The organism is Pelagerythrobacter aerophilus (genome assembly GCF_003581645.1).
GTDB classification, from domain to species: Bacteria; Pseudomonadota; Alphaproteobacteria; order Sphingomonadales; family Sphingomonadaceae; genus Pelagerythrobacter; species Pelagerythrobacter aerophilus.
This window is the reverse complement of sequence record NZ_QXFK01000016.1, coordinates 147485-173733: the sequence shown is the minus strand read 5'-3', so window position 1 is coordinate 173733 and position 26249 is coordinate 147485. Positions and strand designations below refer to the sequence as shown.

25 protein-coding genes are annotated in these 26249 nt (G+C 67.8%); 7 read left to right on the top strand and 18 right to left on the bottom strand.

Annotated features, from left to right (window positions below; all coding sequences use genetic code 11):
- The first annotated feature begins 84 nt into the window (after positions 1–84).
- The 4 genes from D2V04_RS09155 (at position 85) to glnA (ending at position 3438) form a co-directional block, all read left to right on the top strand.
- Positions 85–426 carry a hypothetical protein gene (locus tag D2V04_RS09155; RefSeq protein ID WP_119513269.1) on the top strand — a complete coding sequence of 114 codons (342 nt, stop codon included), beginning with the start codon at positions 85–87 and terminating at the stop codon, positions 424–426.
- On the top strand, positions 423–1358 hold the full coding sequence (gene argC, locus D2V04_RS09150) for an N-acetyl-gamma-glutamyl-phosphate reductase (protein ID WP_119513268.1): 936 nt from the start codon (positions 423–425) through the stop codon (positions 1356–1358). The genes D2V04_RS09155 and argC overlap by 4 nt, the downstream gene beginning before the upstream one ends.
- 181 nt (positions 1359–1539) lie before the next feature.
- Complete coding sequence (locus D2V04_RS09145) at positions 1540–1878, top strand: P-II family nitrogen regulator (RefSeq protein ID WP_119513266.1); 339 nt, start codon at positions 1540–1542, stop codon at positions 1876–1878.
- Between the two features lie 150 nt (positions 1879–2028).
- Entirely contained in the window at positions 2029–3438 is a 1410-nt protein-coding gene (glnA, locus tag D2V04_RS09140) for a type I glutamate--ammonia ligase (RefSeq protein WP_119513264.1), read from the top strand.
- Positions 3439–3514: 76 nt separating this feature from the next.
- Here the strand turns inward: glnA and D2V04_RS09135 are convergent, their stop codons facing one another.
- From D2V04_RS09135 to D2V04_RS17930, 5 genes are all read right to left on the bottom strand, one after another.
- Positions 3515–4168 (bottom strand): hypothetical protein, encoded by a 654-nt coding sequence (locus D2V04_RS09135; RefSeq protein ID WP_119513262.1) that lies wholly within the window; start codon positions 4166–4168, stop codon positions 3515–3517.
- Positions 4165–4371, bottom strand: coding sequence for a helix-turn-helix transcriptional regulator (locus tag D2V04_RS09130; RefSeq protein ID WP_119513260.1), 207 nt, complete (start codon positions 4369–4371; stop codon positions 4165–4167). The genes D2V04_RS09135 and D2V04_RS09130 overlap by 4 nt, the downstream gene beginning before the upstream one ends.
- Before the next feature lie 94 nt (positions 4372–4465).
- A complete protein-coding gene (locus tag D2V04_RS09125; RefSeq protein WP_228766341.1) occupies positions 4466–5773 on the bottom strand; it encodes an alpha/beta hydrolase family protein in 1308 nt (435 codons plus the stop codon).
- A gap of 54 nt (positions 5774–5827) precedes the next feature.
- Positions 5828–6640, bottom strand: coding sequence for an AraC family transcriptional regulator (locus D2V04_RS09120; protein WP_119513258.1), 813 nt, complete (start codon positions 6638–6640; stop codon positions 5828–5830).
- Positions 6641–6664: 24 nt separating this feature from the next.
- The gene (locus D2V04_RS17930; protein WP_182849715.1) at positions 6665–6814 is read right to left on the bottom strand and encodes a hypothetical protein; all 150 of its coding nucleotides are present in this window, start codon (positions 6812–6814) and stop codon (positions 6665–6667) included.
- A 379-nt stretch (positions 6815–7193) separates the two neighbouring features.
- On the opposite strand from D2V04_RS17930, the gene D2V04_RS09115 reads away from it, so the two are divergent.
- Positions 7194–7784, top strand: coding sequence for a lysozyme (locus D2V04_RS09115; protein WP_119513256.1), 591 nt, complete (start codon positions 7194–7196; stop codon positions 7782–7784).
- Between the two features lie 11 nt (positions 7785–7795).
- On the opposite strand, the gene D2V04_RS09110 is transcribed toward D2V04_RS09115, so the two are convergent.
- From D2V04_RS09110 to D2V04_RS09095, 4 genes are all read right to left on the bottom strand, one after another.
- Positions 7796–11992, bottom strand: a complete 4197-nt coding sequence (locus tag D2V04_RS09110; RefSeq protein ID WP_119513254.1) for a translocation/assembly module TamB domain-containing protein — start codon at positions 11990–11992, stop codon at positions 7796–7798.
- Positions 11992–14082 (bottom strand): autotransporter assembly complex protein TamA, encoded by a 2091-nt coding sequence (locus D2V04_RS09105; RefSeq protein ID WP_228766340.1) that lies wholly within the window; start codon positions 14080–14082, stop codon positions 11992–11994. The genes D2V04_RS09110 and D2V04_RS09105 overlap by 1 nt, the downstream gene beginning before the upstream one ends.
- A gap of 46 nt (positions 14083–14128) precedes the next feature.
- The gene (locus tag D2V04_RS09100; RefSeq protein ID WP_119513250.1) at positions 14129–14971 is read right to left on the bottom strand and encodes an arginyltransferase; all 843 of its coding nucleotides are present in this window, start codon (positions 14969–14971) and stop codon (positions 14129–14131) included.
- 152 nt (positions 14972–15123) lie between these two features.
- Positions 15124–16377: a threonine ammonia-lyase gene (locus D2V04_RS09095; protein ID WP_119513248.1), complete on the bottom strand. Its 1254-nt coding sequence runs from the start codon at positions 16375–16377 to the stop codon at positions 15124–15126.
- A gap of 142 nt (positions 16378–16519) precedes the next feature.
- On the opposite strand from D2V04_RS09095, the gene D2V04_RS09090 reads away from it, so the two are divergent.
- Positions 16520–18217, top strand: coding sequence for an amidohydrolase (locus tag D2V04_RS09090; protein ID WP_119513246.1), 1698 nt, complete (start codon positions 16520–16522; stop codon positions 18215–18217).
- Between the two features lie 310 nt (positions 18218–18527).
- Positions 18528–18755, top strand: a complete 228-nt coding sequence (locus D2V04_RS09085) for a hypothetical protein (RefSeq protein WP_119513244.1) — start codon at positions 18528–18530, stop codon at positions 18753–18755.
- A 219-nt stretch (positions 18756–18974) separates the two neighbouring features.
- On the opposite strand, the gene tatC is transcribed toward D2V04_RS09085, so the two are convergent.
- The 9 genes from tatC to D2V04_RS09040 all read right to left on the bottom strand — a co-directional run bounded on the left by tatC (position 18975) and on the right by D2V04_RS09040 (position 26214).
- Entirely contained in the window at positions 18975–19769 is a 795-nt protein-coding gene (gene tatC / locus D2V04_RS09080) for a twin-arginine translocase subunit TatC (RefSeq protein ID WP_119513242.1), read from the bottom strand.
- 6 nt (positions 19770–19775) lie between these two features.
- Positions 19776–20147, bottom strand: a complete 372-nt coding sequence (gene tatB / locus D2V04_RS09075; RefSeq protein ID WP_119513240.1) for a Sec-independent protein translocase protein TatB — start codon at positions 20145–20147, stop codon at positions 19776–19778.
- A 26-nt stretch (positions 20148–20173) separates the two neighbouring features.
- Positions 20174–20425: a twin-arginine translocase TatA/TatE family subunit gene (gene tatA / locus D2V04_RS09070; protein ID WP_119513238.1), complete on the bottom strand. Its 252-nt coding sequence runs from the start codon at positions 20423–20425 to the stop codon at positions 20174–20176.
- Positions 20426–20499: 74 nt separating this feature from the next.
- On the bottom strand, positions 20500–21120 hold the full coding sequence (gene scpB, locus D2V04_RS09065) for an SMC-Scp complex subunit ScpB (protein ID WP_119513236.1): 621 nt from the start codon (positions 21118–21120) through the stop codon (positions 20500–20502).
- Complete coding sequence (locus D2V04_RS09060) at positions 21117–21920, bottom strand: segregation and condensation protein A (RefSeq protein WP_119513234.1); 804 nt, start codon at positions 21918–21920, stop codon at positions 21117–21119. Before D2V04_RS09060 ends, scpB begins: the two co-directional genes overlap by 4 nt.
- Positions 21917–22936: a beta-N-acetylhexosaminidase gene (gene nagZ / locus D2V04_RS09055; protein WP_119513232.1), complete on the bottom strand. Its 1020-nt coding sequence runs from the start codon at positions 22934–22936 to the stop codon at positions 21917–21919. The genes D2V04_RS09060 and nagZ overlap by 4 nt, the downstream gene beginning before the upstream one ends.
- A 76-nt stretch (positions 22937–23012) precedes the next feature.
- The gene (locus D2V04_RS09050; RefSeq protein WP_182849714.1) at positions 23013–23717 is read right to left on the bottom strand and encodes an SPOR domain-containing protein; all 705 of its coding nucleotides are present in this window, start codon (positions 23715–23717) and stop codon (positions 23013–23015) included.
- Positions 23718–23719: 2 nt separating this feature from the next.
- The gene (gene argS, locus D2V04_RS09045) at positions 23720–25480 is read right to left on the bottom strand and encodes an arginine--tRNA ligase (RefSeq protein WP_119513230.1); all 1761 of its coding nucleotides are present in this window, start codon (positions 25478–25480) and stop codon (positions 23720–23722) included.
- Positions 25481–25563: 83 nt separating this feature from the next.
- Positions 25564–26214: a hypothetical protein gene (locus tag D2V04_RS09040; protein ID WP_119513228.1), complete on the bottom strand. Its 651-nt coding sequence runs from the start codon at positions 26212–26214 to the stop codon at positions 25564–25566.
- Between the last annotated feature and the right edge of the window lie 35 nt (positions 26215–26249).

Here is a 26249-nt window from a genome sequence, read left to right as displayed (position 1 = left end):
CGATGAGCGCGGGGCGCTTGCCGGGGGCGCCGGCAGCGTTTAAGCGCGCGGCCTGCCAATTTCCAAGGGCCAAGAAGACAACACGTGAGCGCGGCGACCGAATACCATTTGCCTGACGGGCCGATCGGCCTGGAAGGGTCCGTCGTGCGCCCCGCGCCCGGCACGCTGCCGCTGCGCGGCGATCTGGCGCATATCGCGCTCGCCGGGCGCTATCTGGCCGCGCACTACGTCGTGCCCCAGCCGCGCGAGATCGGGCCGGAGGGTGCCGCGCTGCACCTGATCCCGCGCGACGACTCGGATATCGTCGTCCGGCTCGATGCGGGCACGGCGATCGAGGCGCTCGACTATGCCGGCGACTGGTGCTGGGCCACCTGCGGGCCCGAGGGGCCGAGCGGCTACCTGCGCACCGCGCTGCTGGCGCCATGACCACCACCGTATTCATCGACGGCGCCGCCGGCACGACCGGCCTCGAGATCCTCGGCCGGCTGCAGGACCGCGCCGAGTTCGCGCTGCTCACGCTCGACGACGCGCGACGCAAGGATCCGGCCGCGCGGCGCGAGGCGCTGAACGACTGCGACGTGGCGATCCTCTGCCTGCCCGACGATGCGGCACGCGAGGCGGTGGCGATGATCGATCCGGCCTCCGGCACCCGCGTGATCGACGCTTCGAGCGCGCATCGGACGGCCGAGGGCTGGACCTACGGCTTTCCCGAACTGGTCGGCCGTGAAGCCGTGGCTGGGGCCGAGCGGGTGAGCAATCCCGGCTGCTACCCGACTGGCTTTCTCGCGCTGGTCGCCCCGCTCGTACGCACCGGGCTGATCCCGGCCGACTGGCCCTACACGGTCAACGCGGTGAGCGGTTATTCGGGCGGCGGCAATGCGCTGATCGACCGCTTCGCGCGCGAGCCGGATATCGCGTTCCGCACTTACGCGCTCGATCTGGAGCACAAGCATCGCGCGGAAATGAAGATTCACGCGGGACTCGAGCATGGGGTGATCTTCGCGCCGTCGGTCGTCGCCGCCTATCGCGGGATGGTGGTCGAGGTGCCCCTGCACCTGGGCGCCATGGACCGCGAGACGACCGCCGATCGCCTGCGTGATGCCTTGCGCGAGTACTATGCCGGCTCAAGAGTAGTCCGCGTGCGCGAAGGCGGGGACCTTTCCGAACTCCTGCTTCACGCCGATCAGCCCGCCAATGATGGCATGGAGCTCCATGTCCGCGGAAATGCTGAAGGCTATCATGCTCGCCTGATCGCTGTGCTCGACAACCTCGGAAAAGGCGCCAGCGGCGCCGCGATCCAGTCGCTCAACCTGATGAGCGGACTCGATGAGACTGCCGGCCTGCGCCTCTCTGCCTAAAATTCAGGCAGTCACTGGATTCCGATTGGGCACAAGGCCCGCGAAATCGTCTCCGCGGTGACCGCTACCGCCCTGCGCGCACTCTGGCACGCTTCTTGATTTGGTATCTGAGGTAAGCGATGAGCCGACCGGGCGGACGAAGATCCGCGCGCGTCGGCACATTGCGTAGGATCGGGATGACATGAAGAAGATCGAAGCGATCATCAAACCCTTCAAGCTCGACGAGGTGAAGGAGGCGCTGCACGAGATCGGCGTGTCCGGCATCACCGTGACCGAGGCGAAGGGTTTCGGCCGCCAGAAGGGCCATACCGAGCTCTATCGCGGCGCCGAATATGTCGTCGACTTCCTGCCGAAGGTGAAACTCGAAGTCGTCGTCGGCGACCAGATCGCCGAGCGCGTGGTGGAGGCGATCGCCGCCGCTGCGCAGACCGGCCGGATCGGCGACGGCAAGATCTTCGTCACCAACATCGAATCGGCGCTCCGCATCCGCACCGGCGAGAAGGACGAGGACGCGATTTGAGATTACCCCCTCCCGCTTGCGGGAGGGGAGCGAGACCTGGGTCTGCATAGCAGGCCCTAGTCGCAGCGGGGTGGGAAACCCGGATCGCTGCGACTGGCCCACCCCCGGCCCCTCCCGCAAGCGGGAGGGGGAAGATAAGGAAGAAACCACATGTCCAAGGCCAAAGACGTCCTCAAGCAGATCGAGGAGCAGGAGATCGAATGGGTCGACCTGCGTTTCACCGACCCCAAGGGCAAGTGGCAGCACCTGACCATGACGGCGGCGATGCTCGGCGAGGACGAGCTCGAGGACGGCCTGATGTTCGACGGCTCGTCGATCGCCGGCTGGAAGGTGATCAACGAGAGCGACATGATCCTGAAGCCGGATCTGGAGCGGACCTACATCGATCCGTTCAGCGCGACCCCGATGATGATCCTGTTCTGTGACATCGTCGAACCCTCGACCGGCGACTGGTACGCCCGCGATCCGCGCTCGACCGCCAAGCGGGCCGAGAACTACCTCAAGACGACCGGCATCGGCGACACGATCTACGTCGGCCCCGAAGCCGAGTTCTTCATGTTCGACGACGTGCGCTTCGAGGACGGCTATGCCGGTTCCGGCTTCGCGATCGACGACATCGAGCTGCCGACCAACACCGGCCGCGAATACGAGGCCGGCAACCTCGCCCACCGTCCGCGCGCCAAGGGCGGATATTTCCCGGTGGCGCCGGTCGACAGCGCGGTCGACATCCGCGGCGAGATGGTCTCGACCATGATCGAGATGGGCCTCAAGTGCGACAAGCATCACCACGAGGTCGCCGCCGCGCAGCACGAGCTCGGCCTGCTGTTTTCGACCCTGGTCGAGACGGCCGACAACATGCAGATCTACAAGTACGTCGTGCACCAGGTCGCACATGCTTACGGCAAGACGGCGACTTTCATGCCCAAGCCGATCAAGGACGACAACGGCAGCGGCATGCACACGCACATGTCGATCTGGGACGGGGGCAAGCCGACCTTCGCGGGCAACGGCTACGCCGGTCTGTCGGACAACTGCCTCTACTACATCGGCGGCGTCATCAAGCACGCCAAGGCGCTGAACGCCTTCACCAACCCGACCACCAACAGCTACAAGCGGCTGGTACCGGGCTTCGAGGCGCCGGTCCTGCTCGCCTATTCGGCGCGCAACCGTTCGGCGAGCTGCCGCATCCCCTACGGCGCGGGCGACAAGGCGAAGCGCGTCGAGTTCCGCTTCCCCGATCCGATGGCGAACCCCTACCTCGCCTACGCCGCCCTGCTGATGGCGGGTCTCGACGGGATCCAGAACAAGATCCATCCGGGCGAGGCGATGGACAAGAACCTCTACGACCTGCCGCCGGCCGAGCTGGCCGACGTGCCGACCGTCTGCGGCTCCTTGCGCGAAGCGCTCGAAGCGCTCGCGGCCGACCACGACTTCCTGCTCAAGGGCGACGTGTTCACCAAGGACCAGATCGACGCCTATGTCGAGATCAAGTGGGACGAAGTCCTGCGCGTCGAGACCACGCCGGCGCCGGTCGAATTCGACATGTACTACAGCGCCTGATCGGCGCGATCGGGGAAAGAAAAAGGGCGCCCGGACGTAAATCCGGGCGCCCTTCTCGTTTGAACCGCGGAACCGGTCAGTTGGGCCCGCGAACGAGCAACCCACGGCGCCCCACCTGCCAGAAGCAGCCGACCAGCAGGAAGACGGCGAACATCGTCAGCCAGTCCAGCGGCGCAGGGGCCTCGACGAGGCCGCAATGGGCCAGCAGCGCCCAGCCGCCGCCGACGACGAACAGCAGGTAGAACGCGCTCGCGACCGAATCCCGCGACATCGCCCGCTGAAGCTCGTCCAGATGCCGCGCCTGAAGCAGTCCGAGACCGTTCGCCAGCAGCAGGAGCCCGATGGCGCCGGCCGCCGCCAGCTCGCCCCCGATCGGCCCCACCGGCTCGACCAGCACGAGCACGAACAGCGCTCCGCTCAGCGCCGCCATGGATATGCAGCTGTAGCCGAGCATGCGGCGCTGCTCGCGCAGCTCGTCGGCATCCTCCACATTCAGGAAGCGCGCGCCGATGCCGGGGCGGGCAAGCCCGACGCCGACCCCCAGCGCGGTGAGCAGGTAGAGAACGCCGACGACGCCCGCGATCTCGCGCGACCGCCCCAGGCTTCGCGCACCTTCCCCGTCGACGAGGTTGAAGAACAGCATGGTGGCGGCGAAGCCCGACACCGCCCCCACGACCATCGGGACCGCGAGGCGCCTCGCGAGCGACTTCTCCTGCTTTGCGACATTCATAGCTCGGGCTCCCACTCGTCGATGAACAGATCCGGCACTGCCACGCGGAACAGCTTGGCCATGCGCAGCGCCAGCGGCAGCGAGGGGTCGTACTTGTCGGTCTCGACCGCGTTGATCGTCTGCCGCGAGACGCCGAGCCGCCGGGCAAGCTCGCCCTGGCTCCAGCCCTGCGCTTCGCGGTGTTCCTTCAAACGGTTGCGCACCGATGCGACTCTCCTGCCTGACAAGAGCTCTTTACTGTAAAGACTTCTTGTCAGTCAAGAGCTCTTTACAGGCGCACTGCGGCGGGATGGCCGGTCACAGCTTGTCGCCGCGCCCATAGCGCCCGTGGACATCGCCCTTGATCCAGTCGGCGAGGAGCCGGAGGTAGCCGTCGGTGATCCGGGTTCCCGTCCGCGAGCCGTCGGGATTTTCGCGGAATTCGAACATGCCGTGGTCGGTGTCGGGGAAGAGGTAGACGTCGATCGGCTGGCCGGTCTCGGCCAGCGTGGTGAGCACGGCGCGGGTCTGTTCGATCGGGGCTTCGCGGTCCTTCTCGGCCAGCACCCAGAGCAGCGGGACCTTCAGCTTTCCGAGGGCGGCTGCGGCATCGTAGTCCCAGATCAGCTCGAGGTTGTCGAACCGTGCGCGGCCGATACGGCGCAGGTCCGCGTCGCTCATCCGCAGCATGTCGCCGCTGTATTCGCCCTGGATGGTCGTCGCCCAGGGGGCGCTGCCGATCTCACGCCGCACCTCCGCCAGATCCTCGAAGCCCTGCTGGAAGTGCGTGCGCACCAGCACGGCCGTGGCCCGCGAAAGGCGCTCCACCTGAGCGACCTCTGCGGGATCGAGGCCCATCCTGTGCGCCTCGTCGAGCAATTGCGCGCGGTCCTCCTCGATCGGCGAGACCACCAGCCCGAAACCGATTGCGACGAAGTCGGCCGGTGTACGCGTGGCGGCAAGCGGTGCGACCCATCCGCCCTGGCTGCCGCCGAAGAAACCGGCGCGGCCGAAGCGGCCCGCTGCCAGCCTTCGCGCCTTCTCCAGCGCGGAGGCTGCGTCCTCCGCGAGGAGCTCGAAGTTCTGGGTGTAGGTGCCTTCCGACGCACCGGTCCCGCGCTTGTCGTAGACGAACGCGGAAATTCCCTGCGCGGCCAGCATGTAGGCATAGACGCTGCCGATCGCGGCGGTCTGTTCCGAACCGTGCACCATCACCACCAGCGGCCGTGTGGGATCGGGTGGCCCCGCCGGTTCGATCAACTGCCCGGCAAGGCGGGTGGCGGCGCTGTCGAACGCCGTGTCCGTTTCGCGGGTCTCGCGCCGCGGCCATTGCTGCGTCGTGCCATCGGCTGCGGCGACGGTGGCAATATCGTCCTCGCAGGTGACCATGGCTCCCGCTTCGCCCGTGCTGCCGCGGCGACCGTCACGGAACAGATAACGCCGGCCGGGGCCGGCCGCACTGCCCGCGCCGAGAACGACGAATGCGTCCTCGCCTGCGCCATAGATGCCGGGCCGGCAGTGATCTTGCGCCGCGACTGCCGCGGCCGGTGACGACAGCGCCAGCGTCATTGCCGCCCATCGCAGCGCGACCGACACTCTTGCGTTCCCGTTCGATATTCTCGGCATTCCGATCTCCTTTGCCGGACGGAATAGGCCGTGCGAGGCGCGCGGGATTGAACGTTATTGCTGGCGATAGCGCTGCGGCGACACGCCCACGATCCGCTGGAACCACCGCGTCAGGTGGCTTTGATCGGCAAAGCCGACGTCGAGCGCGACTTGTGCGATGGGCTCCCCTCCGAGCAGGCGCCGCCGCGCTGCGTTCACGCGGCACTGGTTGCGGTAGGCCATCGGGCTGAGCCCGGTGCAGGCCTTGAACACGTGGGCGAACCGAAACACGCTGAGGTCTGCGCGCGCCGCAAGGTCGGACAAGCCGAAATCCTCCGCGAAATGGTCGTCGATCCAATCTCGCACGGCGCGTGCGGCATCTCCGCCCGATTGTGGCCGGGCCGCTCGGGATTCGGTGCGGCCGAGCAGCGCATCGATCAGCGCGGCCAGCGCACTTTGCTGCGCCAGCCGATCGTCCGGTCCCTTGCTCAAGCGTGCGTGGAGACCGGCGATCGTCCCGGCCAACGCCGGATCCGATACCACGGGCGCAGAGAACGTCGGCGGCGCGTCTCCTCTTTCGCCGGCATAGGCCGCGATTGCGTGGGCGGGGAGATAGAACACGCGATAGCGCAGCGCCTCGCGCCCGAGGCTGCGGTTGGCGTGGGGTTCGTGCGGGTGGAGCAACAGGGCGTCGCCGCGGGAGACGGTGTACGTTCGCCCGCGCACGCTGAGCTCCTCTGCGCCCTCGATCACGGTTCCGACGACATAGCCCTCGTGCGTGTGCACCGGAAAGGCGCGATCGCGATACGACACCGTGACCAGTTCGACGCCGTCGAGGAAACGGGGCCGCGCGAAGGCCACACTGTCGCGGGATTGCGCTGGTCTCATGTCGTCTCCGGTCGCGCCATATCGCTAGGCGTCGCCCTCGTCCTTCTGCGCTTTTGCCTTGCCGGCCACCGCGCCCAGAAGCAGACCAAGCAATATGCCGAGCGCAACCTGGTCGAAGATAACGCCGGCGATGATGCCCAGCATCAGCCCCCCGCCCGCGAATGTCTTGTCCATCCAGCCTCCCTGCGTTGCGCAAAGCTAGGGGATCACCGCGGCCGGTGCAAACGGACACATGCCATTTTCCTACACGGCCTGACTATGCCACACAGTGTGGATGCGCATTTCCCGATTCGTTTCTTTACCGTGCAGTGTATCGGGCGAGACGGGGCCGGAAAGTCCCGGCAGTGTGGCTTTAAGAAAAGCGAAGTGCACACATGGCCCGGCGATCTCTTTTGTAAACTCCTGACGGGAAAAGAAGAAGCCGCAAGGTTACACTTTGCTAATCCTGGCATGGACGTCAACACCCGCCGGGCTGCACGAAAAACCATTTTCCTACACGGCCCAATCCTGCCTAATTGCTTCGCCTCGATTCGTTTTCGACGAGGTGAGTTCCATGAGACGCAAGACGATTTTCGATGCGGTCCGGCGGATGCTCGGGCGCGGATTCCGGCAGGTGGAGGTCGAGCGGCTCGACCGGGCGATAGACCGGGCGCTCGGCGCCGAAGGTGCGCCTGAACCGCCCCCGTTCCGCTCCGTCGGCCCGTCGGGCGTCGCCCTGATCAAGCAGTTCGAAGGGTGCGAGCGGCTGCGGGCCGACGGACTGGTCGAGGCTTACCCCGACCCGGCCACCGGCGGGGCGCCCTGGACCATCGGCTGGGGCGCGACCGGGCCGGAGATCGGCGCCGGAACGGTCTGGACCCGGGCGCAATGCGACGCCCGGCTAGAACGCGATCTGCAACGCTACGCCGCCGAGGTCGCGGAGGCGATCGGCGAGGCTCCAACAACGCAGGACCAGTTCGATGCGCTGGTCTCGTTCCACTACAACACCGGCGCGATCGCGCGGGCCACGCTGACGCGGAAGCACGTCGCGGGCGACCATGCCGGCGCCGCGCGCGAGTTCGCCCGCTGGAACCGCGCCGGCGGCCGCGTACTCAGGGGACTGACCCGGCGCCGCGCCGCCGAAGCGGAGCTCTACGGCCGGTGAGCGGCCAGCGCTCAGTAGTCGCGGCTGATCTCCGCCCGGACGCTTTCGCGGCCGATGGTCGAGATACTCGCGAGCAGCGACAGCCACGAGGTCACGCGGAACTCGACTTCGGTCGCGCTGTAGCCCTGCCCGTCGGTGATGAGCTCGGCATAGAAGCGGCGCCCGAAGTTCTTGCCCACGGCGACCGCGGTGCCGCGGTCGAGCGCCGGATCTGGCCCGACGATGCGCAGCCGGTCGAGCCCGATCGCGGTGCGGAGCTGGTTGATCGGGTCGAGCCCGCCCCCGCCGCGCAGCGATGCGACCGCCGCGCCGAGTTGCAGCGCATCGGTCGCGGAAAGCTCGGTGATCGAGCCGCCGAACAGCAGCCGGGCGAGGATCTCCTCCTCGGGCAGCGCCGGATTGGAGGTGAAGCTGATCTCCGGCTGCAGGGCGTTACCCTGTACCTGGACGATGACGTTGAGACCGTCGCGCTCGGTCTCGGCGCGAATGTCGAGCCGCGGATCGATCGGGACGGTCTCGTCGAACTCGATCCGGCCGCGGGTCAGTTCGAAGCTGGTGCCGGCGAAGTTGTACTCGCCGCGTACCACCCGCGCCTCCCCGCCGATGCGCGGATCGTCGGTCGTGCCGCGCACGCGGACGTTGGCGCTCCACTCGCTATCGAGGCCCATGCCGTCGACGTCGACGCGGCTCGGCGCCCGCGCATCGATCAGGTAGCGCCACGGCGCGCTCGCCGCGCGGGTGGGTGCGATATCGGCCGGCGTATTGATCTCCCGCGTTTCGATCTGCGGCAGGTCCTGCGCGGTGGCGGCGGTGCCGAGGCTCCAGCTCGCCCGGTCGACCAGCAGGCGCCCGGCGATCGTGCCCCCGATCCCGTCGGAGACGATCCGCAGCGGACCGGTGACGGTTGCCGAAAGGCCGTTGGCGTTGAGCAGGCGCGCGTTCCTTGCCGCCGCGCGGATGTCCATCTGCGGACCGCGGACGCCGAGATCCCGCAGCGTCACCGTGCCGCTGCCCGAGACGGTCCCGCCATTGGGTGTGGTGCCGCTGAACCGGGTCAGGCGAAGGCGCGAGCCTTCGAAGTCGCCGCGCGCCGTGACGCCGGTGATGTCGGTACCCGAAAGCCCGCTGCGCACGCGCAGGTCGTCGCTCGCCATCGAGCCGCGGACGCGCGGTTCGGCCAGTGTGCCGGTGACGTTGGCTGCCAGCGAGAGCGGACCGGTGAGATCGAACGCATCGATCGCCGCGAGGCGCCAGAGCGCGTCGGCCGGACCGGCGTAGCGGAGCTGCGCGAACAGGCTGCCGGCGCGGAGGCGATCGAACAAGGCGCCCGATCGCGGCAGGCCGGAGATCCGGCCCTGCAGCCGCCCGCGCCGTTCCTCGCCCTCGTCGATCACCGCGCGCGTCTCGAGCCGATCCTCGCTCAGCCGGGCGACCAGCGAGAGGTCGATCGGGCGCGAGGACAGCACGAGGCCGGAGCGGGTCAGCCCATCGACCTGCACGCGCACGCTGCCGACCGGCAGACCGCTGGCGCCGGCGCTGAAGTCGATGATTCCGGAGACCGTGCCGCCGAGACCCATGTCCGCCACCACGACGTCCACCAGCGAGAGCGGCATGCGCGCCAGTTGCACCTGCATCGCGGTCGGGTCGTCGCCGCCGAAGCGCCCCTGGGCGATGGCGATGCCGCGGCCGTAGCTGAGCTGCGTGGGCTGGAGGGCCCAGCCACCGCCGTCCTGCGCGATCAGCACTGCGCGGCGCGGCATGCGGATGCGCCGTCCGGCGAAGTCGCCGCGCGCGGCCACGGCGATGCGGTTCGCGGCGACCTGCGCTTCGACCTGCATGTTGAAGCGGCTTCCGCGGCGACCGGAGAACGCCGCACTGACGTTGCCCTCCCCGTTGCGCAGCCGCGCGTTCGCAGCCAGCCGGCCGAGGAACAGCGTGCCGTACTGCACGCCCTGCGCGGAGACGCTGCCTTCGATCGTGCTGTTGCCGTCGACCAGCAAGCCGCTGCCTTCGATCTGTGCGCGCCCGATGGCGATCGTCGTCTCGCCGCCGAAGCGGGCATTGTTGGCGGCGAGATCGACGTCGAACGCCTGCCCGCCGCCGCGCGGGGCGAGCGCGATCGTCCCGTCGAGCCCGCCGCCCGACAGCGCGAGGTCGCCGGTGATCCCGCCGTCGCCAAGCAGCAGATCCCCGCGCACGCTGGTCTCCCACACGTCGAGGCGATTGATCGCGATCCGGGTCGGGCCGCCGGCGGGCATGAACAGATCGAGCGTCCCCTCGAACGGCCCGAGCATCGAGCCGCCTTCGGTATCGATCTGGAAACCGTCCTCGATCGGCGCGATGGCGACCCGCACGTCCTCCAGCCCCGCGGCCGGGAGGGGGCTGGCGAAGACCAGTTCCGCCGTCGGCCCTGCGCCGGTCAATGCAGCCTCGACCGTGAACGGCCCGTATTCCGTATGCGACCCGCGCCCGGCGAGCGTCGTACCGCCGTCGCGCACCTGCCCGTCGAGCGCGAGCTGGAGCTTGGCGGCGTCGAGCGAGACGTCGCGGAACACGATCGGCCCCGCACCGCTCAGACCCACGCCGCCGCGGAAGCGGATCGAGGGGCCGGCGAGGTTCGCGAGGGTGGCGTTCTCGACGTCCGGGATGCGGCCGGCGAAATTGGCGTTCAGCATCCAGGGTACGCCGGACGCGGTCTTGAACAGGATCTTGGCTGTGCCGTTGACGGTGCCGATGTTCTCCAGCTGAAGTCCGCGGAGCGCGATCGGCCCGGCGATGGCATAGGCGCCGGTCCTGGTCTCGCCCCGCAGCGAGAAGCGCGCGCTGGCATCGGGGAAGACGAGCCGCAGATCGTCGGACACGACGCGCGTGCCGCTGTAGGCGACGGTGCCGGCGAGCCGCCCACGCACCAGCCGCGGGTCGATCAGATCGTTTCCGGCGACGACTTGCTGGACCCGCGCATCGAGCGGAAGGACCCAGCGCGCGCCGTCGTACGTTGCGGTCCCTTCCTGAACCAGGCCGCGCACTTCCGTCGTTCCGCTGGCGAAGCGATCGACCACCAGGCGGTGACCGATCGTCAGGTCGCGGAAAGCGCCGTCGAGCGTGGCGAGCACGCGCGCGCCTTCGATCCGCATGTCGGGCCCGAACCCGGCCTCCGCGAGCCGGAGGTCGGTTACCAGATCGTCGAATGCGTTGTTCGCGAGGTCGACCGTCCCCTCGGCCTCGCCGTCGATCGCGCGCGAGCGGACGGCGAGCTCGCCGGACAACACGCTGTCCTTCAGCGTGCCGAACGCTGCGAGCGAGACCGCGCCGTCAAGCAGTTCCGCGGCCTGTCCGGTCAGCGCCGGTGCGGGGGTCGCCTGCCCGACGACGCCGTAGCGCCCGTCGCGGTTGGTGAGGCGGAACGCGGCGAAGCGCTCGCCCTCGCGCTGGACGAGCAGCGCCCCGCGCCAGTCGCTCCAGGTGCCCTCGCCCTTGATCAGCGCGCGGTACCCGGCGTCGGCGCCGACGAGGCCCGCGATCACGCCGTCCTGGGGCGCGAGGTAGTCGAGGTCGATATCGAACCGGTCGCCGTCCGGCTCGGCGTCGACCAGCAGGTGCAGCCGGTCGTGCTCTCCCAGCCTGCCGTCGGCGGTGAGGAACACGCGCCCGTCGCGGATATCCGCCTTGGCGGCGAGATCCACGCGGTGCTGGCGGTCGTCGACCACGCCGCGCGCGACGCGGAAATCGTCGAGCTCCAGCCGGTCCACACGAATGTCGAAGTTGGGCAGGATCGGCGCGTCGGGATCGCCGGGGAGCAGCTCGGGCGTGCGCAGCAGCGTGCCGCGCCGCGCCGTGAGATTGCGCACGTCGAGCCCGCTCCACAGCCAGTTGAGCGGGCGCCAGTCGAGCTCCGCCACCGGCACGGTGAGGAAGGGTCCCTGGGGGTCGGACAGGGTGACGTCGTGCAGGGTCGCACTGCGGTAGATGTCGCCTTCGATCCGGCCGATCGAGATCCGCAGGCCCGATGCCGGCGCGACGTCCGCGATGCGGTCGACGATGAAGCGCTTGCCGATCGGGCTGTTGAGCACCACGAGCGCGAGCAGAACGATCGCCACGAGACCGGCGATGATCCCCGCGCTCCACCGACCCAGCCGGACGATCCGCGAGCGACGCCGACGCGGCGGCGCGGCGTCCTCGGGGGCTGCGATGCTCTCGTCTTCGGCCATCAGAAGGCCTGCCCCAGCGAGACGTAAACCGCGACCGGGCTGTCGTCGGGCCCGGGGTTGAGCGGCGCGCCGACGTCGATGCGGATCGGGCCGAAGCCTGTCTGATAGCGCACCCCGACGCCGGCACCGATGCGGAAGGTTTCGAAGTCCGGCGTCGTGCTGGTGCTCACCGTGCCGGCATCGATGAACGGCACGACCGAAAGCGCACCATCGAAGAAGCCGGTCTTGATCCGGGCTTCGAACGCCAGTTCGGCGAGCGAGCGGCCGCCGGTCGGATCGCCGTTCTCGTTGCGCGGGCCGATCTTGCGATAGCCGTAACCGCGCACCGACCCACCGCCACCGGCGTAGAACCGCCGCGACGGCGCGATGTTCTCGATCGCCGTACCCGGGATCGAACCGAGCCGTCCGCGCCCGGCAAGCACGACCGTGTCGCTGACCTGCTGGTAATAGCTCGCATCGATCTGCGTGCGGACATAGAAGCTCTCGGTTCCGTTGCTGCGCGAGATCTCGGGCGAGATCCGGCCGCCGAGCCGGAAACCTTCGGTCGGGTCGAGCAGGTCGTCGGTCGAATCGTACAGGATCGACATCGGAAGCGCGCCGACGAAGTAGGTCTGGCGCGGCTCGGGCGGCTCATCGTCGGTCACCGGCGGGCGCTCGCCGGTCGCGATCGCTTCGAACCCGACGCTCCAGCCGATCGGCTTCTGGAACAGCAGCGTCGAGGAGCGCGAGTAGGTCGCAACCAGGGCGACCGTACGCGCGTCGAACGCAGGACTGTCGATCGTGCTGGCATAGGCATCGATGTTGAGGATGCGGTCGCGCCCGCCGAAGTTGTTGCGGCGGAAGGTGACCCCGGCGAGCTGCTCTTGCGTCCCCACGATCCCGCGCACGCGGAGCGCGCCTTCGGGCGGGAAGAAGTTGCGGTGCTCCCAGCTCGCCTCGACCCGGTAACCCTCTTCCGAACCGTAGCCGATCGCGCCGGCGATCGTGCGCAGCTCGGCCTCGGTCATCTCCACGTCGAGCGCGACCTCGCCCAGCTGATTGCCGGAGGGCGGCGCGACTTCGCGCTTCTTGATCGTGACCGAGGAGACCAGGCCCGTCGCCAGGATCGCCTGCCGGAGATCCGTTTCCAGGCTCCGCTTGTAGGTGTCGCCCGGATCGAACCGCGCGATCGTCGCCAGATGCTCGCTCGAGAGGAAGTCGGGCATGCTGCTGACGACTTCGCCGAACACGTACTTCCCGTTGGGCCGGACCGGCAGCGTCAGGTCGCCCTCGGTCCGCGCGTGGTCGATGAGCAGCTCGGGCGCGTCGATCGCGGCGAAGGGATAGCCGGTCTCGCCCAGCGCCCGGTCGAGGTCGAACTGCTCCTCGACGATCTTGTCGCTCGACAGCGGATCGCCCGGCTGGATCTCGAACGCGGCGCGCAGGCTTTCGTAGTCGATCGCCTGGTCGAGCTGGCCGAGATCGATCGCCCCGAAGCTGTAGCGCGGCCCGGGCACGATATCGAAGCGCACGTTCGGCCCCTGCGCCGCCTCCTCGCGTCCCGGACGGATACCGCCGACGGTGCGGATCACCTGCGCGTCGTAGTAGCCATAGACGCGCAGCAGCTGCGCCAGAAGCGCCTCGTCCTCGCGGGCACGCGCGGCGAGCTGCGCGATGTTGTCGTCGGTATCGCCGTCCTGCAGTTCCTCGATCGTGGACAGCGATTCGAAGCGCTCGGCGAACTCGCCGCGCATCGGGAAGCTTTCATCGTCCGCCGGGAAGCCCAGCGACAGCTCCGGACCCAGCGTGACCACTTCGGCATCGGCGGCGGCGGCGAGCTCGCCCTCCTCATCGTCGAAGTCGGCGAACTGGATGCTTTCGTCGCGCGGCAGCCGCTCGGGCTCCGGAATGTCCATCTGGTCGGGCCAGGGAACGGTGATGGCAACGTCCTCGTCGAGCGGCGAATCGGGTGCAAGATCCGGCATCTGCTCGGCGATCTCGCGCGCTTCGGGCTCGACGCCCTGCTCTGCCCACCCTTCGGGATTCTCGACCGCCGAATCCGGGATCAGGTCTTCGAGGCTTGCGGGTGCGCCGGAATCCTGCGCCCGCAAGGCCTGAGGGGAAACCGCCAGCGCGAGCGCGAGCGCCGCCGCGAGGTTATTTCGGCAGACGATACTGGTGCGCGGTCCCGTCTTTGGCCGGCCGCCCGTCGACGTCCGCGTCGGGCTTGCGGGCGACGGCCGCGGCGATGAGGGCATCCTGCTGCTCGGCATCGAAGCGGCGCCAACCGTCGTGCCCCAGCCGCTCCATCGGACGGAAGCGGATCTTGTACTGCATGCGCTGCGAACCATCGACCCAATAGCCGAGATAGACGTAGGGTAGCCCGTCGGCGGCAGCGCGCCGGATGTGGTCGAGGATGATGTAGGTTCCAAGTCCAGACCGCGCCTCGTGCTCCGGGTCGTAGAAACTGTAGATCATCGACAGGCCATCCCCCTGCCGATCGGTCAGGCACGCTCCGACAAGGCGACCCGGCCTTTGGCCGTCGGAGGGCTCCCGATATTCAACCACATAGCTCGTTACGGGAGTGTGTTCCACCATATCAGCGAAGTCGAATTCGTCCATCGACGCCATGCCCCCGCCGGGGTGGCGCACGCCGAGATAGCGCTGCAGCAAGGCGAACTGCTCGTCGGTCGCCCAGGGGCGGCATTCGGTGGTGACGAGATCCTGGTTGCGCCGCATGATGCGCCGCTGGGTCGAGGATGGTTCGAATTCCCCCGCCACGACCCGCACCGATACGCAGGCCTGGCAGTCGAGGCAGCTCGGGCGGTAGGCAACGGTCTGGCTGCGGCGGAAACCGATCCGGCCGAGCGCTTCGTTGAGCTGGTCGGCGTTCGCGCCCTTGAGCTCGGTGAACACCTTCCGTTCGCTGCGGCCGGGCAGATAGGGGCACGGCGCGGGACTGGTCACAAAAAACCGGGGAAAGCGAACGGGGGCCGTCACGGTGTGAAATTTACCTCTCTGACAGCAGAATCGAACGGGGCTGCAATTCGATCCCGACTATGCCGACAAGTGCCGCGCGGTAAAAGTCCCTTAACCATGTATCCTGGTTCGGAGCGGCTTCTTTTGCACAAATGGAAGCCCGTGCTCTCCGGTCAGGCGAGTTCCACCTGGCTCACGGAATAGCCGTTGGCGCGCAGTGCCTCGATCAGCGCGTCGATCTGCTCGCGGTCGCGCGCTTCGCATTCGATGTCCGTGATCAGACCCTTCGCCGGCAGGCTGGTGAAGATGCGCTGGTGGTAGATCTCGATGATGTTGACGTTGTGCGCCTCGAACTCGCGCATCACGCGGTAGAGCGCACCCGGGCGGTCCTGCAACGTGATGCGCAGCCGCGAGAGCCGACCCGAGCGGGCGAGATCGCGCAGCAGGACGTTGGCGAGCAGGCGCGTATCGATATTGCCGCCGCACAGCACCAGGCCGACCTTGCGCCCGGCGAAGCGCTCGCGGTGCTCGAGCATGGCGGCAAGGCCGGCCGAGCCCGCGCCTTCGACCACGGTCTTCTCGATCTGAAGCAGGAGCGAGACCGCCTTTTCCAGCGCTTCCTCACTCACCAGCAGGATGTCGTCGACCCGCTCGGCGATCACCTGCGAGGTGAAGACGCCGGGCGCCTTGACCGCGATCCCCTCGGCCAGGGTATCGCCGCCGCAGATCGGATTCTCGCCCTTGATCTTGGCGTACATTGAGGGGAACAGCGCCGCTTGGACGCCGATCACCTGCATGTCGGGGCGCAGTGCGCGCGCCACCGTCGCCATGCCCGAAATCAGGCCGCCGCCGCCGATCGGGGTGACGAGGCAGTCGATCTCGGGCGCATCTTCCAGCATTTCGAGCGCGGTCGTGCCCGCCCCCGCCGCGACGTTCGGATCGTCGAACGGATGGACGAACGTGAGGCCGAGCTCCTGCTCCAGCTTGCGCGCATGGGCATAGGCTTCGTCGAACGTCTCGCCCTCGAGCACGACGTTGCCGCCGACGCTCTCGGTCTGCATGACCTTCACCGTCGGAGTAGGCCGCGGCATGACGATCGTGACCGGCACGCCCAGGCGCGTGCCGTGATAGCTGAGCCCCTGCGAATGGTTCCCGGCCGAGGCCGCAATCACTCCGCGCTCGCGCTGTTCCTGCGACAACAGCAGCAGCGCGTTGAGCGCGCCGCGTTCCTTGTAGGCGGCGGTGAACTGCAGGTTCTCGAACTTGAGCCAGATGTCGGCGCCCGCGATCGCCGAAAGTGTCTGGCTGTACATCGTCGGCGTGCGAACCACTGCGCCCTTGATCCGCTCAGCGGCCGCGCGGACATCGTCGATGGTCAGGCTCTGCGCCGCGGATTCCGCAGCGGAAACGGTTTGGGTCTGGTTCATGGCCAAGCGCCCTAGGGCAAAACCCCGCGGCAGGAAACACGGCTTGTTACAGGGCCGCGCGGGCATTTGCTTTGGCGCCGACTTGCCCTAGTTGCCCGCCCATCCGGGTCTCACGGCCCGCCTGCGACAGAGGAATGCCTGCATGATCCGTCTCGCCACGTCCGTCCTCGCCCTTGCCATCGGCTGCTGGAGCGCCGCGGCCGCGGCCGACACGCTGATCGACAACATCCAGGGGATCACGGTCGACGAGGACGGCAAGATCGACAACTTCACCGGCCTGGTGATTGGCGACGACGGACGTATCCGCGAAGTGCTCGACCGCCGCGACAAGCGCCCGCGCGATATCGACTTCCAGGTCGACGGCGAGGGCCGCTTCGTCATTCCCGGCATGATCGATTCGCATCTCCACGTCATGGGTCTGGGCTTCGCCGCGATCACGCTGGACCTGTCGGACACGAACTCGCTGGAAGAGGCGCAGGCCAGGATTGCCGAATACGCGGCTGCGAATCCGGGCCGGCGGTGGATCATGGGTCGCGGCTGGAATCAGGTGAAGTGGGGCCTCGACCGGTTTCCCACCGCCGCCGAGCTCGACGCGGTGGTGGCGGATCGCCCCGTGTGGCTCGAGCGAGTCGACGGCCACGCAGGCTGGGCGAACTCGGCGGCGATGCGGATCGCCGGGGTCACGGAAGCTACCGCCGACCCCGCGGGCGGGCGAATCGAGCGGATCGCGGGAACGCGCAAGCCGGCCGGCGTGTTCGTCGACGCCGCGACTGACCTGATCGCCGCCAAGGTTCCCGCGCCGCGCCCGGCCGATCGCGACCTGGCTCTGCAGAAGGCGCAGGAAATCCTGCTGCGAAACGGAGTGACCGCCGCGGCCGACATGGGAACGACGATCGAGGACTGGCAGTCCTATCGCCGCGCGGGCGATGGCGGCTGGCTGAAGGTCCGCATCATGGCCTATGCGGCCGGGACCGGGGCGATGGAACTGATCGCCGGCTCCCGCCCCTCGCCCTGGCTCTATGACGACAAGCTGCGGCTCAACGGGGTCAAGATCTACCTCGATGGCGCGCTCGGCTCGCGCGGGGCGTGGCTCAAGCGCCCCTATGCCGACGATCCCGACAACACCGGACTGCCGCTGCTCACCGGATCGCAGCTGCGCAATCTCATGAGCCGCGCCGCGCTCGACAAGTTCCAGATCGCGGTCCACGCAATCGGCGACGCCGCGAACGGCGAAGTTCTTTCGGCGATCGACGAGCTCGCCGGCACTTATGAAGGCGACCGGCGCTGGCGGATCGAGCACGCGCAGATCGTCGACCCCGCCGACATCGCGAAGTTCGGAGAGCACGGCATCGTCGCCTCCATGCAGCCGGTACACCAGACCTCCGACCGGCTGATGGCCGAGGCACGCCTCGATCCCGCCCGGCTCGAAGGCGCCTATGCCTGGAAGAGCATTGCCGACGCCGGCGCCACGCTGGTCTTCGGATCGGACGCCCCGGTCGAATCGCCCGATCCCTTTGCCGGGCTCGCCGCCGCCTTCACCCGCCAGGGCGCGGACGGGCAGCCGTTCGGCGGCTGGCGTCCGGAAGAGGCGGTCACGCGCGAGCGGGCCCTCGCCGCCTTCACCAGCGACGGTGCCTATGCGGCGTTTGCGGAAGGTCGATTCGGCCGCCTAATCGAAGGCGAACGCGCGGACTTCGTGATGATCGACCGGGATCCGCTTCTGGCGACTCCGGACGAGCTGCGTGCCACCCGCGTCCTGGAGACCTGGGTCGGCGGCGAGCGATACTACTTGGCGGCGAACGAGAGCGAGGATGCGCCGGGCAACACGTCGGCGCGATAATCCCCCGGAGCGGCGCAAAGCACGAGAAATCGCTGGCGATTTAAGGTTTTTGCAACGTCGGAGAACTAGGCGATGCGAGCGTTCGACCGGGCTGTAGCGGGTACTCCCGCACCAGCGCGGGGGTGCGCCGGTTTCTGGTGCGCTGATGAAGAACGTCCGGTTTCGCCTCGGCCTTTCGGCCGCAAAGGTGTTACAGTTGGGTAACAAGTAACGAGAAAATCTAAATGTTACGGGTTGCCAGCATCTTCTGTCTGCCTTAGGGGGGACAGCGAGTTTGCACGTTAATAGAGAATTCGGAGGAGACGAATCGATGAAGTTCCGTAATCTTGTTGCCGCGACGGCAGCCCTTTCCCTGGCCGCGTCGCCGGCGATTGCTCAGTCGGCCGTCAGCGCCGATCGTGCCTCGGCTCCGGTCGAAGGTGAGAGCAAGCTGAGCGGTGGTTCGAGCGTCGTTCTCGCGATCCTCGCGGCTGCCGCGGTCATCGCCGGCATCGTGATTGCCGTCGACGGCGGTGACGACGATCCTGTCAGCGTCTGAACGACGTTTCAGAACGAAGTTGAAAACGGGGCCTCACGGCCCCGTTTTTTTATGTCCGAACACGATGTGCCGATGAACCGGCCTCCGGAAGAGAGTAAAGGGTCGCTCTCTCCGCCGCGCCGCTAGGGCCCAACTCATACCTCCCCCTTCCGAAACCGACGGGACAGAAGAGTGTCGCAGGACGGGCCGACCGCCCGGAAATGGCTCAGGCGTTCACGCCTATTCTTCGGTAGCCTCGTCCGGGTTCTCTTGATCGGCGGCGGCTTTGCCTTCCGAGAAGCGCATCAACAAGAGCGATCCTTCGAACAGCAGCAGCAGGGGCACGGCCAGGATCAACTGCGACCCGGGATCGGGTGGCGTGACGACGGCGGCAACCGCGACCACCGCTACGATGACGTACCGCCGCGCGGAAACGAGCTGCGCGCGCGTAACGATGCCCGCGCGGTTCAGCAGCAACAGCAGGACCGGCAGCAGGAAGCTGATCCCGAATGCCAGGATGAACTGCATCACCAGCGAGAGGTAGTTCCCGGTGCCCGGCAGCGCCTCGATGTCGAGTCCGCCGACCGTTCCTTCGAAGCCCAGGAACCAGCGAAACGCCGTCGGCATGACGACGTAATAGGCAAGCGCCGCCCCGCACAGGAACAGAATAGGCGTCGCGATCAGGAACGGCAGAAAAGCCTTCTTCTCGCGCGCGTAGAGCCCCGGCGCGACAAATGCCCAGAGTTGATTCGCGATGACTGGAAAGCTGACGAAGAAGGCCGCGAAAAGGGCCACTTTCAGTTCGACGAAGAACGCCTCGTAGAGCTGCGTGTAGATCAGCTTCCCCTGCCCCTGCGGAAAGGCGAGCGTGAGAGGCCGCACGAGAAAGCCGAAGATGTCGTCGGCGAAATAGAGGCAAACGGCGAAGGCGATCGCCAGTGCGACGACACATCGCATCAGCCGCGCGCGCAGTTCGATCAGGTGATCGAGCAGCGGCGCCTGCGTTTCGTCGAGGTCGCGCAATTGAAAGGCCATGGCGCGTTACTCGGATCCGGGCTTGCCGAGGGGCAGTTTGGGTTGATCGTCCGCTTCGGGCGGCGACGCCGGCGGCTCGGCTCGCGATTCGGCAGCCGGCGCGGCCGTCGGTTCAGTCGATTCAGCCGGCTCGGCCGCTTCCGCCGGATGTTCGGCCATGATCTTTGCGTTCTGCTCCCTCCATTTCTTTTCCATCTCCTCCATTTCCGCCTCGCGAATCATGGTCTCGATCCCCGAGCGAAAATGGCCGGACACACGGCGGATCTTACCCATCCACCGGCCCGCCGTGCGCAAGGCAAGCGGCAGGTCCTTCGGGCCGATCACAATGACCGCCACGATCACGATGACGAGCAGTTCGGTGGCGCCGATATCGAACATGGCTCAGGCGGCGCGGAAATTCGGGATCAACGGTTGCTGTCGCGGCTTTCCGCCGGCTTCGCGTCGCTGGCCGCTTCGGATGCCGGCTTCGCCTCGTGCGCGGGACCTTCGATTCGCGGCGACGGCTTCGAAGTGCTGCCGTCCTCCTCGGTCATGCCTTCCTTGAAGCTTTTGATGCCTTTGCCGAAATCCCCCATCATTTCGGAAATGCGCCCGCGTCCGAAGAGGACGAGGATGACAAGCGCGATGATGATGAGCTGCCAGGGGCCGAGCGACATGGGAAACCTTTCGTTTGCTTGGGGGCGATATAGGCCTTTCCACCGCGGTATGCCAGCGCCGCGCAGCCGAGGATTCAAGCGGATGGCGGCGTTTGCCCCTGCGTTTCCGTTTCTGAGCCGACATCCTCGCCGGCCGCAATCGCTTCGTAGGCATCGTCCACCGGATCGAGCAGGCCAGCGGCACGCAGTTCGTCGATGCCGGGTAAGTCACGGCGCGATTCCAGGCCGAAGTGCTGCAGGAACTCGGGCGTCGTCGCGTAGATCACCGGACGCCCGGGCACTTCGCGCCGCCCCGCAACGCGCACCCAGCCGGCCTCCATCAGCACGTCGAGCGTGCCGGAGGATGTCTGCACGCCGCGGATCGATTCGATCTCCGCGCGGCTGACCGGCTCGTGATAGGCGACGATCGCCAGCACTTCCGTCGCCGCACGACTGAGCCGGCGCACCTGCTCGCGCTCGCGTCGGAGGAGATGCGCGAGATCGGGCGCGGTCTGAAAGTGCCAGCGCTTCGCCCGCTCCACCAGGCGGATGCCGCGCGGCTCGTAGAACGCGGCGAGCTCGCATAGCGCGTGGCGGACCTCAGCCGGATCGGCATCGCCCAGGTGCCCAGCCAACGCCTCAACGGTCATCGCCTCCTCGGCGGCGAACAGCGTCGCCTCGATGGCGCGCTGAAGCTCGTCGACGGCCACGGTCATGCGGTCACTCGCCGCAGGCGAAGCGGGCCGAACACTTCCTCCTGCGCCAGCTCCGCCTTGCCCATCCGCGCGAGTTCCAGCGCGGCGACGAAGCTCGAAGCGAGCGCCGAGCGGCGGAGGCGTGGCTCGGCATGGGGCGGCAGGAAATCGCGCAGTTCCATCCAGTCGAGCGTGACGCCGAGCATGGCCGAAACACGGTCGAGCGCCGATTCGAGCGTCATGACCGGCCGCTCCCGGACCATGTGGATCGCCGGCGCCGTGCGTGCCTTGACCTGTCCGTAAGCCTGGACGAGCGCGTACCAGTCGCAGGTCCATTTGGTTGTGCGGTCGATCCGCAGCCCCTCGGGGGCGGGACGAACGAAGACATCGCGCCCGATCCGGTCGCGCGCCATCAATCGCGCAGCCGCCTCGCGCATCGCGCCCAGCCGCTGAAGCCGCAGTTGCAGCCGCAGCGCGAGTTCTTCGGGGCTCGGATCTTCCTGCTCGTCCTTGGGCAGCAACAGGGCGGACTTAAGATAGGCGAGCCAGGCCGCCATCACGAGATAGTCGGCCGCCAGCTCCAGCCGCAGCGCTTCCGCCCGTTCGATATAGCCGAGGTACTGGTCGACCAGCGCGAGAATCGAGATCGAACGCAAGTCGACCTTCTGCCGCCGCGCAAGGTCGAGCAACAGATCGAGCGGCCCTTCCCACCCGTCGAGCTCGAGATAGAGCGCGGTGTCCTCAGCCTCGCTCCCCGCGGCGCCGGGCCAGACCTCCTCGCCATCGTCGTCGATATCGAAGAGGAGACCGTCTTCCGTCACGCCGCCTGTCCCACGAGGGCGAGCAAGGCGTCCCGTTTGGCCAACAGCTCCGCCGCCTGTCCGTCGTCCTCGCGCACCTGTGTGCCGGTGAGAGCATGCTCGAGACGTTTCTGGCCCCGTTCGGGCAAGCCGGGCAGGCGCCCGGCGATCGCCGTCATGTCGCCCATTTTCGCCCAGCAGTTGAGCACCAGATCGCAGCCCGCGGCGATGGCGCGTTCGGCGCGCTCCGGAACCGAGCCCGAGAGCGCCTCCATGTCGATGTCGTCGGTCAGCAGAAGGCCGTCGAAACCGATTCGCCCGCGGATCACCTCGTTCACGACCGTGGGCGAGAGCGTGGCCGGGTTGTCGGCATCCCACGCGGTGAACAGCAGGTGGCCGGTCATGCCGATCGGCGCGTCTGCCAGTGCGCGGAACGGCGCAAGGTCGGTTTCCAGCTCCGCCTCGCTGGCGGTTACGGTCGGCATTTCCTTGTGGGTGTCGGTGCTCGAACGCCCGTGCCCAGGCATGTGCTTGATGCATCCAGCGACTCCGCCCCGCGCGAGCCCATCGAGAATCGCGCGGCCGAGAGCTGCAACTTGCTTCGGTTCACTGCCGAGCGCGCGATCCCCGATCACATCGTGGGCGCCTTCCTGCCGCACGTCGAGCGGGGGGTGACAGTCGACGGTGATGCCCATCGCGGAAAGCTCGAGCGCCATGGCCTCCGCATTGACGCGCGCCGCCTCGATCGCGCTCGCGGGTGCGATGTTGTAGAGCCGGTCGAACGCCGCGCCGGCCGGATAGCCGGCCCACTGCGGAGGGCGCAGGCGAGCAACGCGGCCACCTTCCTGGTCGATGCAGACGAGCAGGCGCTCCCGCCCGTGCAGGTCGCGCAGAGAGTCGGTCAACGCGCGCAGTTGCGCGCGCGTTTCGCAGTTGCGACCGAACAGGATGTAGCCCGCAGGATCCGCCTCGCGGAAGAAGTCACGCTCTTCGGCGGTCAGCGTAGCCCCGGACAGTCCGAAAATTGCGGGCGTCATGAGCGAGGAATCGCAGCAATCCGCGCCTGCCGCAAGCACGGCGGCAGGCTACAGTGTGGATAGCGGGTCCGACAGCTCAGCGCTTGACCTGGCAGGCGACCCCGTCCGCCTCCAGCGCGTCGCACAGCCGCTTTGCGGCAGCCACGTCGCCGGCAACGGCCTGAAGGCGGTAAACAGTGCCGATATCGGCTTTCCCCTCGACGATGCGATGCTTGACGCCATTCAGCACGTCGGTTTGGCGAGTCAGCGTGGTCCAGCCGCGTTGTGCGGTCTCGCGGGTCGAGAATGCGCCGACCTGCACCGCAACGCCGGTGGAGGACTCGGCCTGGCCGGTTTCGGAGTCGGCAGCGTCGGCCGGCGGCACGTCCTGCTCCTGTGCGAGACGACCCTGCTGGCTTTGCCCGAGGCCGACGGCCGGCGCCACGTCGCCGGTCCCTTCGGCGATACGGCCGCCGGGGTTTTCCGGCCGCTCCTTGTAAGGGCCCTCCGGCGCCTCGATGGTGCTGCCATCCGCCACAAGCTCCGGATTGCCGCGCCCTTTCAGCAGATACCAGCCGCCACCGAGAAGGACTGCGAGCACGAGAAGCGCGATGAGCACGAAGCCAACGATCCGGCCGGCATCGACGCCCTGCTCGTCGCCCTCGTCATCGGCTGATTCGAGCCAGGGGAGTCGTTCGTCATCGTCGAGTTCGAGTTCCTGAGTCTCCATGGCGTCGCCATCCTCATCCCACTCGTCGGCGATCGGTCCGCCGTCTTCGATGTTTCCGCCCCGCCCCGTCATCGTCACATCTCCTCGACGGCCTCCACCCCCAGCAATGCGAGGCCATTGCGGACCACTTGCCCGATCTGCGCGGCGAGGAAAAGCCTCGCGCCGCTGAGCTCGGCATCTTGTGCCACGATGAAGCGCTTTGCCGGGGCATCGTTGCCGAGGTTCCAGTACGCGTGGAACGCCGCCGCCAGATCGTAGAGGAAGAAGGCGATGCGATGCGGTTCACGCGCCTGGGCGGCCGCTTCGACCATGCGGGGGAACTGCGCCGCCTGCTTGACCAGCGCGAGTTCCTCCGCACCCAGACGGGCAATCGCGGCATCGGACGGCACCACGCCTTCCGCAGCACCCTTGCGCAGCGTCGAGCTGATCCGGGCATGGGCGTACTGCACGTAGAAGACTGGGTTGTCCTTCGACGCCTCGACCACCTTGGCGAAGTCGAACTCCATCTGCGCTTCGGGCTTGCGGGTGAGCATGGTGAAACGGACCACGTCCTTGCCCACTTCCTGCACCACGTCCGCCAGCGTGACGAACGTCCCGCTGCGTTTCGACATCTTCACCGGCTCGCCGCCGCGCATGAGCTGGACCATCTGCACCAGCTTGACGTCGAACGGGATCGGCTTGCCCTCCTCCGCGCTGAGCGCGGCGACGGCGGCCTTTATCCGCTTCACCGTGCCCGCGTGATCCGCGCCCCAGATGTCGATCAGTGCGTCAGCGCCTTCGGCCTTCTGCATGTGATAGGCGAGGTCGGCACCGAAGTAGGTCCAGCTTCCGTCGCTCTTGCGGATCGGGCGATCCTGATCGTCGCCGAAGCGAGTCGAGCGGAACAGCGGCAGCTCCACCGGCTCCCAATCCTCGGGCGTCTTGCCCTTGGGGGCCTCAAGCAGGCCGTCGTAGACGAGATCGTGCTGGCGCAGCCATGCTTCCGCCTGCGCGGGCTTGCCGGCGCGCTGCAGTTCGGCTTCGGAGGCGAATACGCCGTGGTGGATGCCGAGCAGAGCGAGGTCGGCCTTGATCAGGTCCATCATCGCCGCGACCGCACGGGCGCGAAATTCGGGCAGCCACTCGCTTTCGGGAGCGTCGCGATACTTGTCGCCGAGTTCCGCCGCGAGCGTTTCGCCGACCGGCTTCAGATAGTCGCCAGGATAGAGGCCTTCCGGGATTGCACCGATGTCCTCACCCAGTGCCTCGCGGTAACGCAAGTGCGCCGAGCGGGCGAGCACGTCGACCTGGCCGCCGGCATCGTTAACATAGTATTCACGGACCACCTCGTGCCCGGCGAATTCGAGCAGCGCCGCCAGCGCGTCGCCGACGACGGCCCCGCGGCAGTGCCCCATGTGCATCGGGCCCGTCGGGTTGGCCGACACGTACTCGATATTGACGCGCGTGCCGGTGCCGAGCGTCGAACGGCCGTAGTTCGCTCCGAGCTCCGCGATCGCGGCCAGCTCCTCGCGCCACGCCGCGTCGGACAGCCGCAGGTTGATGAAACCCGGGCCGGCGATGTCGGCGCTTTCGATGTCCGGATCGCGTTCGAGATGGGCGACGACCTTCTCCGCCAGCGCGCGCGGGTTGGTCGCGGCGTGCTTCGCCAGCACCATCGCGGCGTTGGTCGCGAGATCGCCGTGGCTGGGATCGCGCGGCGGTTCGACCGCGACGTTGGCGCGCGGACTGCCTGCGGGCAGCGCGCCTTCGGCTTCGAGCGCGGCGAGCACGGCATCGACTTTCGCCGCAAAGGCGGCGTGCAGGGTCTCGCGTTGGGAAATCTTGTGTTCGGGCATGGCCCCGCGCGGTTAGACGAAATGCCGCAAAGCGCAAGCGCTCGCCCCGGCGAGCGGCCTGCCGTGGGCCGCTGGCTCAGGACCTAGCGCGTGGCGTTGTAGGTCAGTTGGTCCTGCGTGAGCTGGAAACCGATCAGCAGCTCGAAATTCGCCCGGTCGAGCGCGGCACGAACCTTGGGATCGGCCAGCGGATCGAGCGCGGCGTCGGGATCGCCGGGCTCGCGGCGGCGCGTGATCTGCTCGCGAATGTCCTCGGGCAGCGTCGCGGCGCCCCGGTCGATGAACGCGCCGGCCACGCCGTGACCCTGCGCCCGCTCCTGTCCGGCCGCGAAATCGATCACGACGGTACCGACTCGCTTCGACTGCACCGCCGAACCGCCGCGCAGGACGGTGGAGAAATAGGGCAGCTCGACCCGGCGCGCTTCGCTCGCGTCGGTGCGGCGCGCAAGCACGTCGAACGTCGCTTCGGAATAGATCCGCTCGCCGGTTTCGTTGCAGGTGCTGCGCACGTTGGTAATCGCCGCAGTGACGTCGATATTGGCGGCGGTGGGCTGGCCGGGCGTGCGGAACAGCGTGATGTCGCCAGTATAGTCAGGCACGCCCACGGCCGGGCATGCGGACCGCACGGCGGTGATGCCGACGCCCTGATTGATGACGAGATCGCCTTCGCCCGCGCAACCCGCCAGCGCTGCTGCGAGGGCAATCGGGGCGAAGAGGCGGCGGCTCGGTGTCATGCAAGGCTTCCTTCGAATTCCAATCTCGCCGCCCT

What these genes read in the sequence shown, in the direction of transcription:
- argC (WP_119513268.1), top strand. Translation starts at nt 423, where the DNA reads ATGACCACCACCGTATTCATCGACGGCGCCGCCGGCACGACCGGCCTC.
- D2V04_RS09145 (WP_119513266.1), top strand. Translation starts at nt 1,540, where the DNA reads ATGAAGAAGATCGAAGCGATCATCAAACCCTTCAAGCTCGACGAGGTG.
- glnA (WP_119513264.1), top strand. Translation starts at nt 2,029, where the DNA reads ATGTCCAAGGCCAAAGACGTCCTCAAGCAGATCGAGGAGCAGGAGATC.
- D2V04_RS09135 (WP_119513262.1), bottom strand. Translation starts at nt 4,168, where the DNA reads ATGAATGTCGCAAAGCAGGAGAAGTCGCTCGCGAGGCGCCTCGCGGTC.
- D2V04_RS09125 (WP_228766341.1), bottom strand. Translation starts at nt 5,773, where the DNA reads ATGCCGAGAATATCGAACGGGAACGCAAGAGTGTCGGTCGCGCTGCGA.
- D2V04_RS09120 (WP_119513258.1), bottom strand. Translation starts at nt 6,640, where the DNA reads ATGAGACCAGCGCAATCCCGCGACAGTGTGGCCTTCGCGCGGCCCCGT.
- D2V04_RS17930 (WP_182849715.1), bottom strand. Translation starts at nt 6,814, where the DNA reads ATGGACAAGACATTCGCGGGCGGGGGGCTGATGCTGGGCATCATCGCC.
- D2V04_RS09115 (WP_119513256.1), top strand. Translation starts at nt 7,194, where the DNA reads ATGAGACGCAAGACGATTTTCGATGCGGTCCGGCGGATGCTCGGGCGC.
- D2V04_RS09110 (WP_119513254.1), bottom strand. Translation starts at nt 11,992, where the DNA reads ATGGCCGAAGACGAGAGCATCGCAGCCCCCGAGGACGCCGCGCCGCCG.
- D2V04_RS09095 (WP_119513248.1), bottom strand. Translation starts at nt 16,377, where the DNA reads ATGAACCAGACCCAAACCGTTTCCGCTGCGGAATCCGCGGCGCAGAGC.
- D2V04_RS09090 (WP_119513246.1), top strand. Translation starts at nt 16,520, where the DNA reads ATGATCCGTCTCGCCACGTCCGTCCTCGCCCTTGCCATCGGCTGCTGG.
- D2V04_RS09085 (WP_119513244.1), top strand. Translation starts at nt 18,528, where the DNA reads ATGAAGTTCCGTAATCTTGTTGCCGCGACGGCAGCCCTTTCCCTGGCC.
- tatC (WP_119513242.1), bottom strand. Translation starts at nt 19,769, where the DNA reads ATGGCCTTTCAATTGCGCGACCTCGACGAAACGCAGGCGCCGCTGCTC.
- tatB (WP_119513240.1), bottom strand. Translation starts at nt 20,147, where the DNA reads ATGTTCGATATCGGCGCCACCGAACTGCTCGTCATCGTGATCGTGGCG.
- tatA (WP_119513238.1), bottom strand. Translation starts at nt 20,425, where the DNA reads ATGTCGCTCGGCCCCTGGCAGCTCATCATCATCGCGCTTGTCATCCTC.
- scpB (WP_119513236.1), bottom strand. Translation starts at nt 21,120, where the DNA reads ATGACCGTGGCCGTCGACGAGCTTCAGCGCGCCATCGAGGCGACGCTG.
- nagZ (WP_119513232.1), bottom strand. Translation starts at nt 22,936, where the DNA reads ATGACGCCCGCAATTTTCGGACTGTCCGGGGCTACGCTGACCGCCGAA.
- D2V04_RS09050 (WP_182849714.1), bottom strand. Translation starts at nt 23,717, where the DNA reads ATGACGGGGCGGGGCGGAAACATCGAAGACGGCGGACCGATCGCCGAC.
- argS (WP_119513230.1), bottom strand. Translation starts at nt 25,480, where the DNA reads ATGCCCGAACACAAGATTTCCCAACGCGAGACCCTGCACGCCGCCTTT.
- D2V04_RS09040 (WP_119513228.1), bottom strand. Translation starts at nt 26,214, where the DNA reads ATGACACCGAGCCGCCGCCTCTTCGCCCCGATTGCCCTCGCAGCAGCG.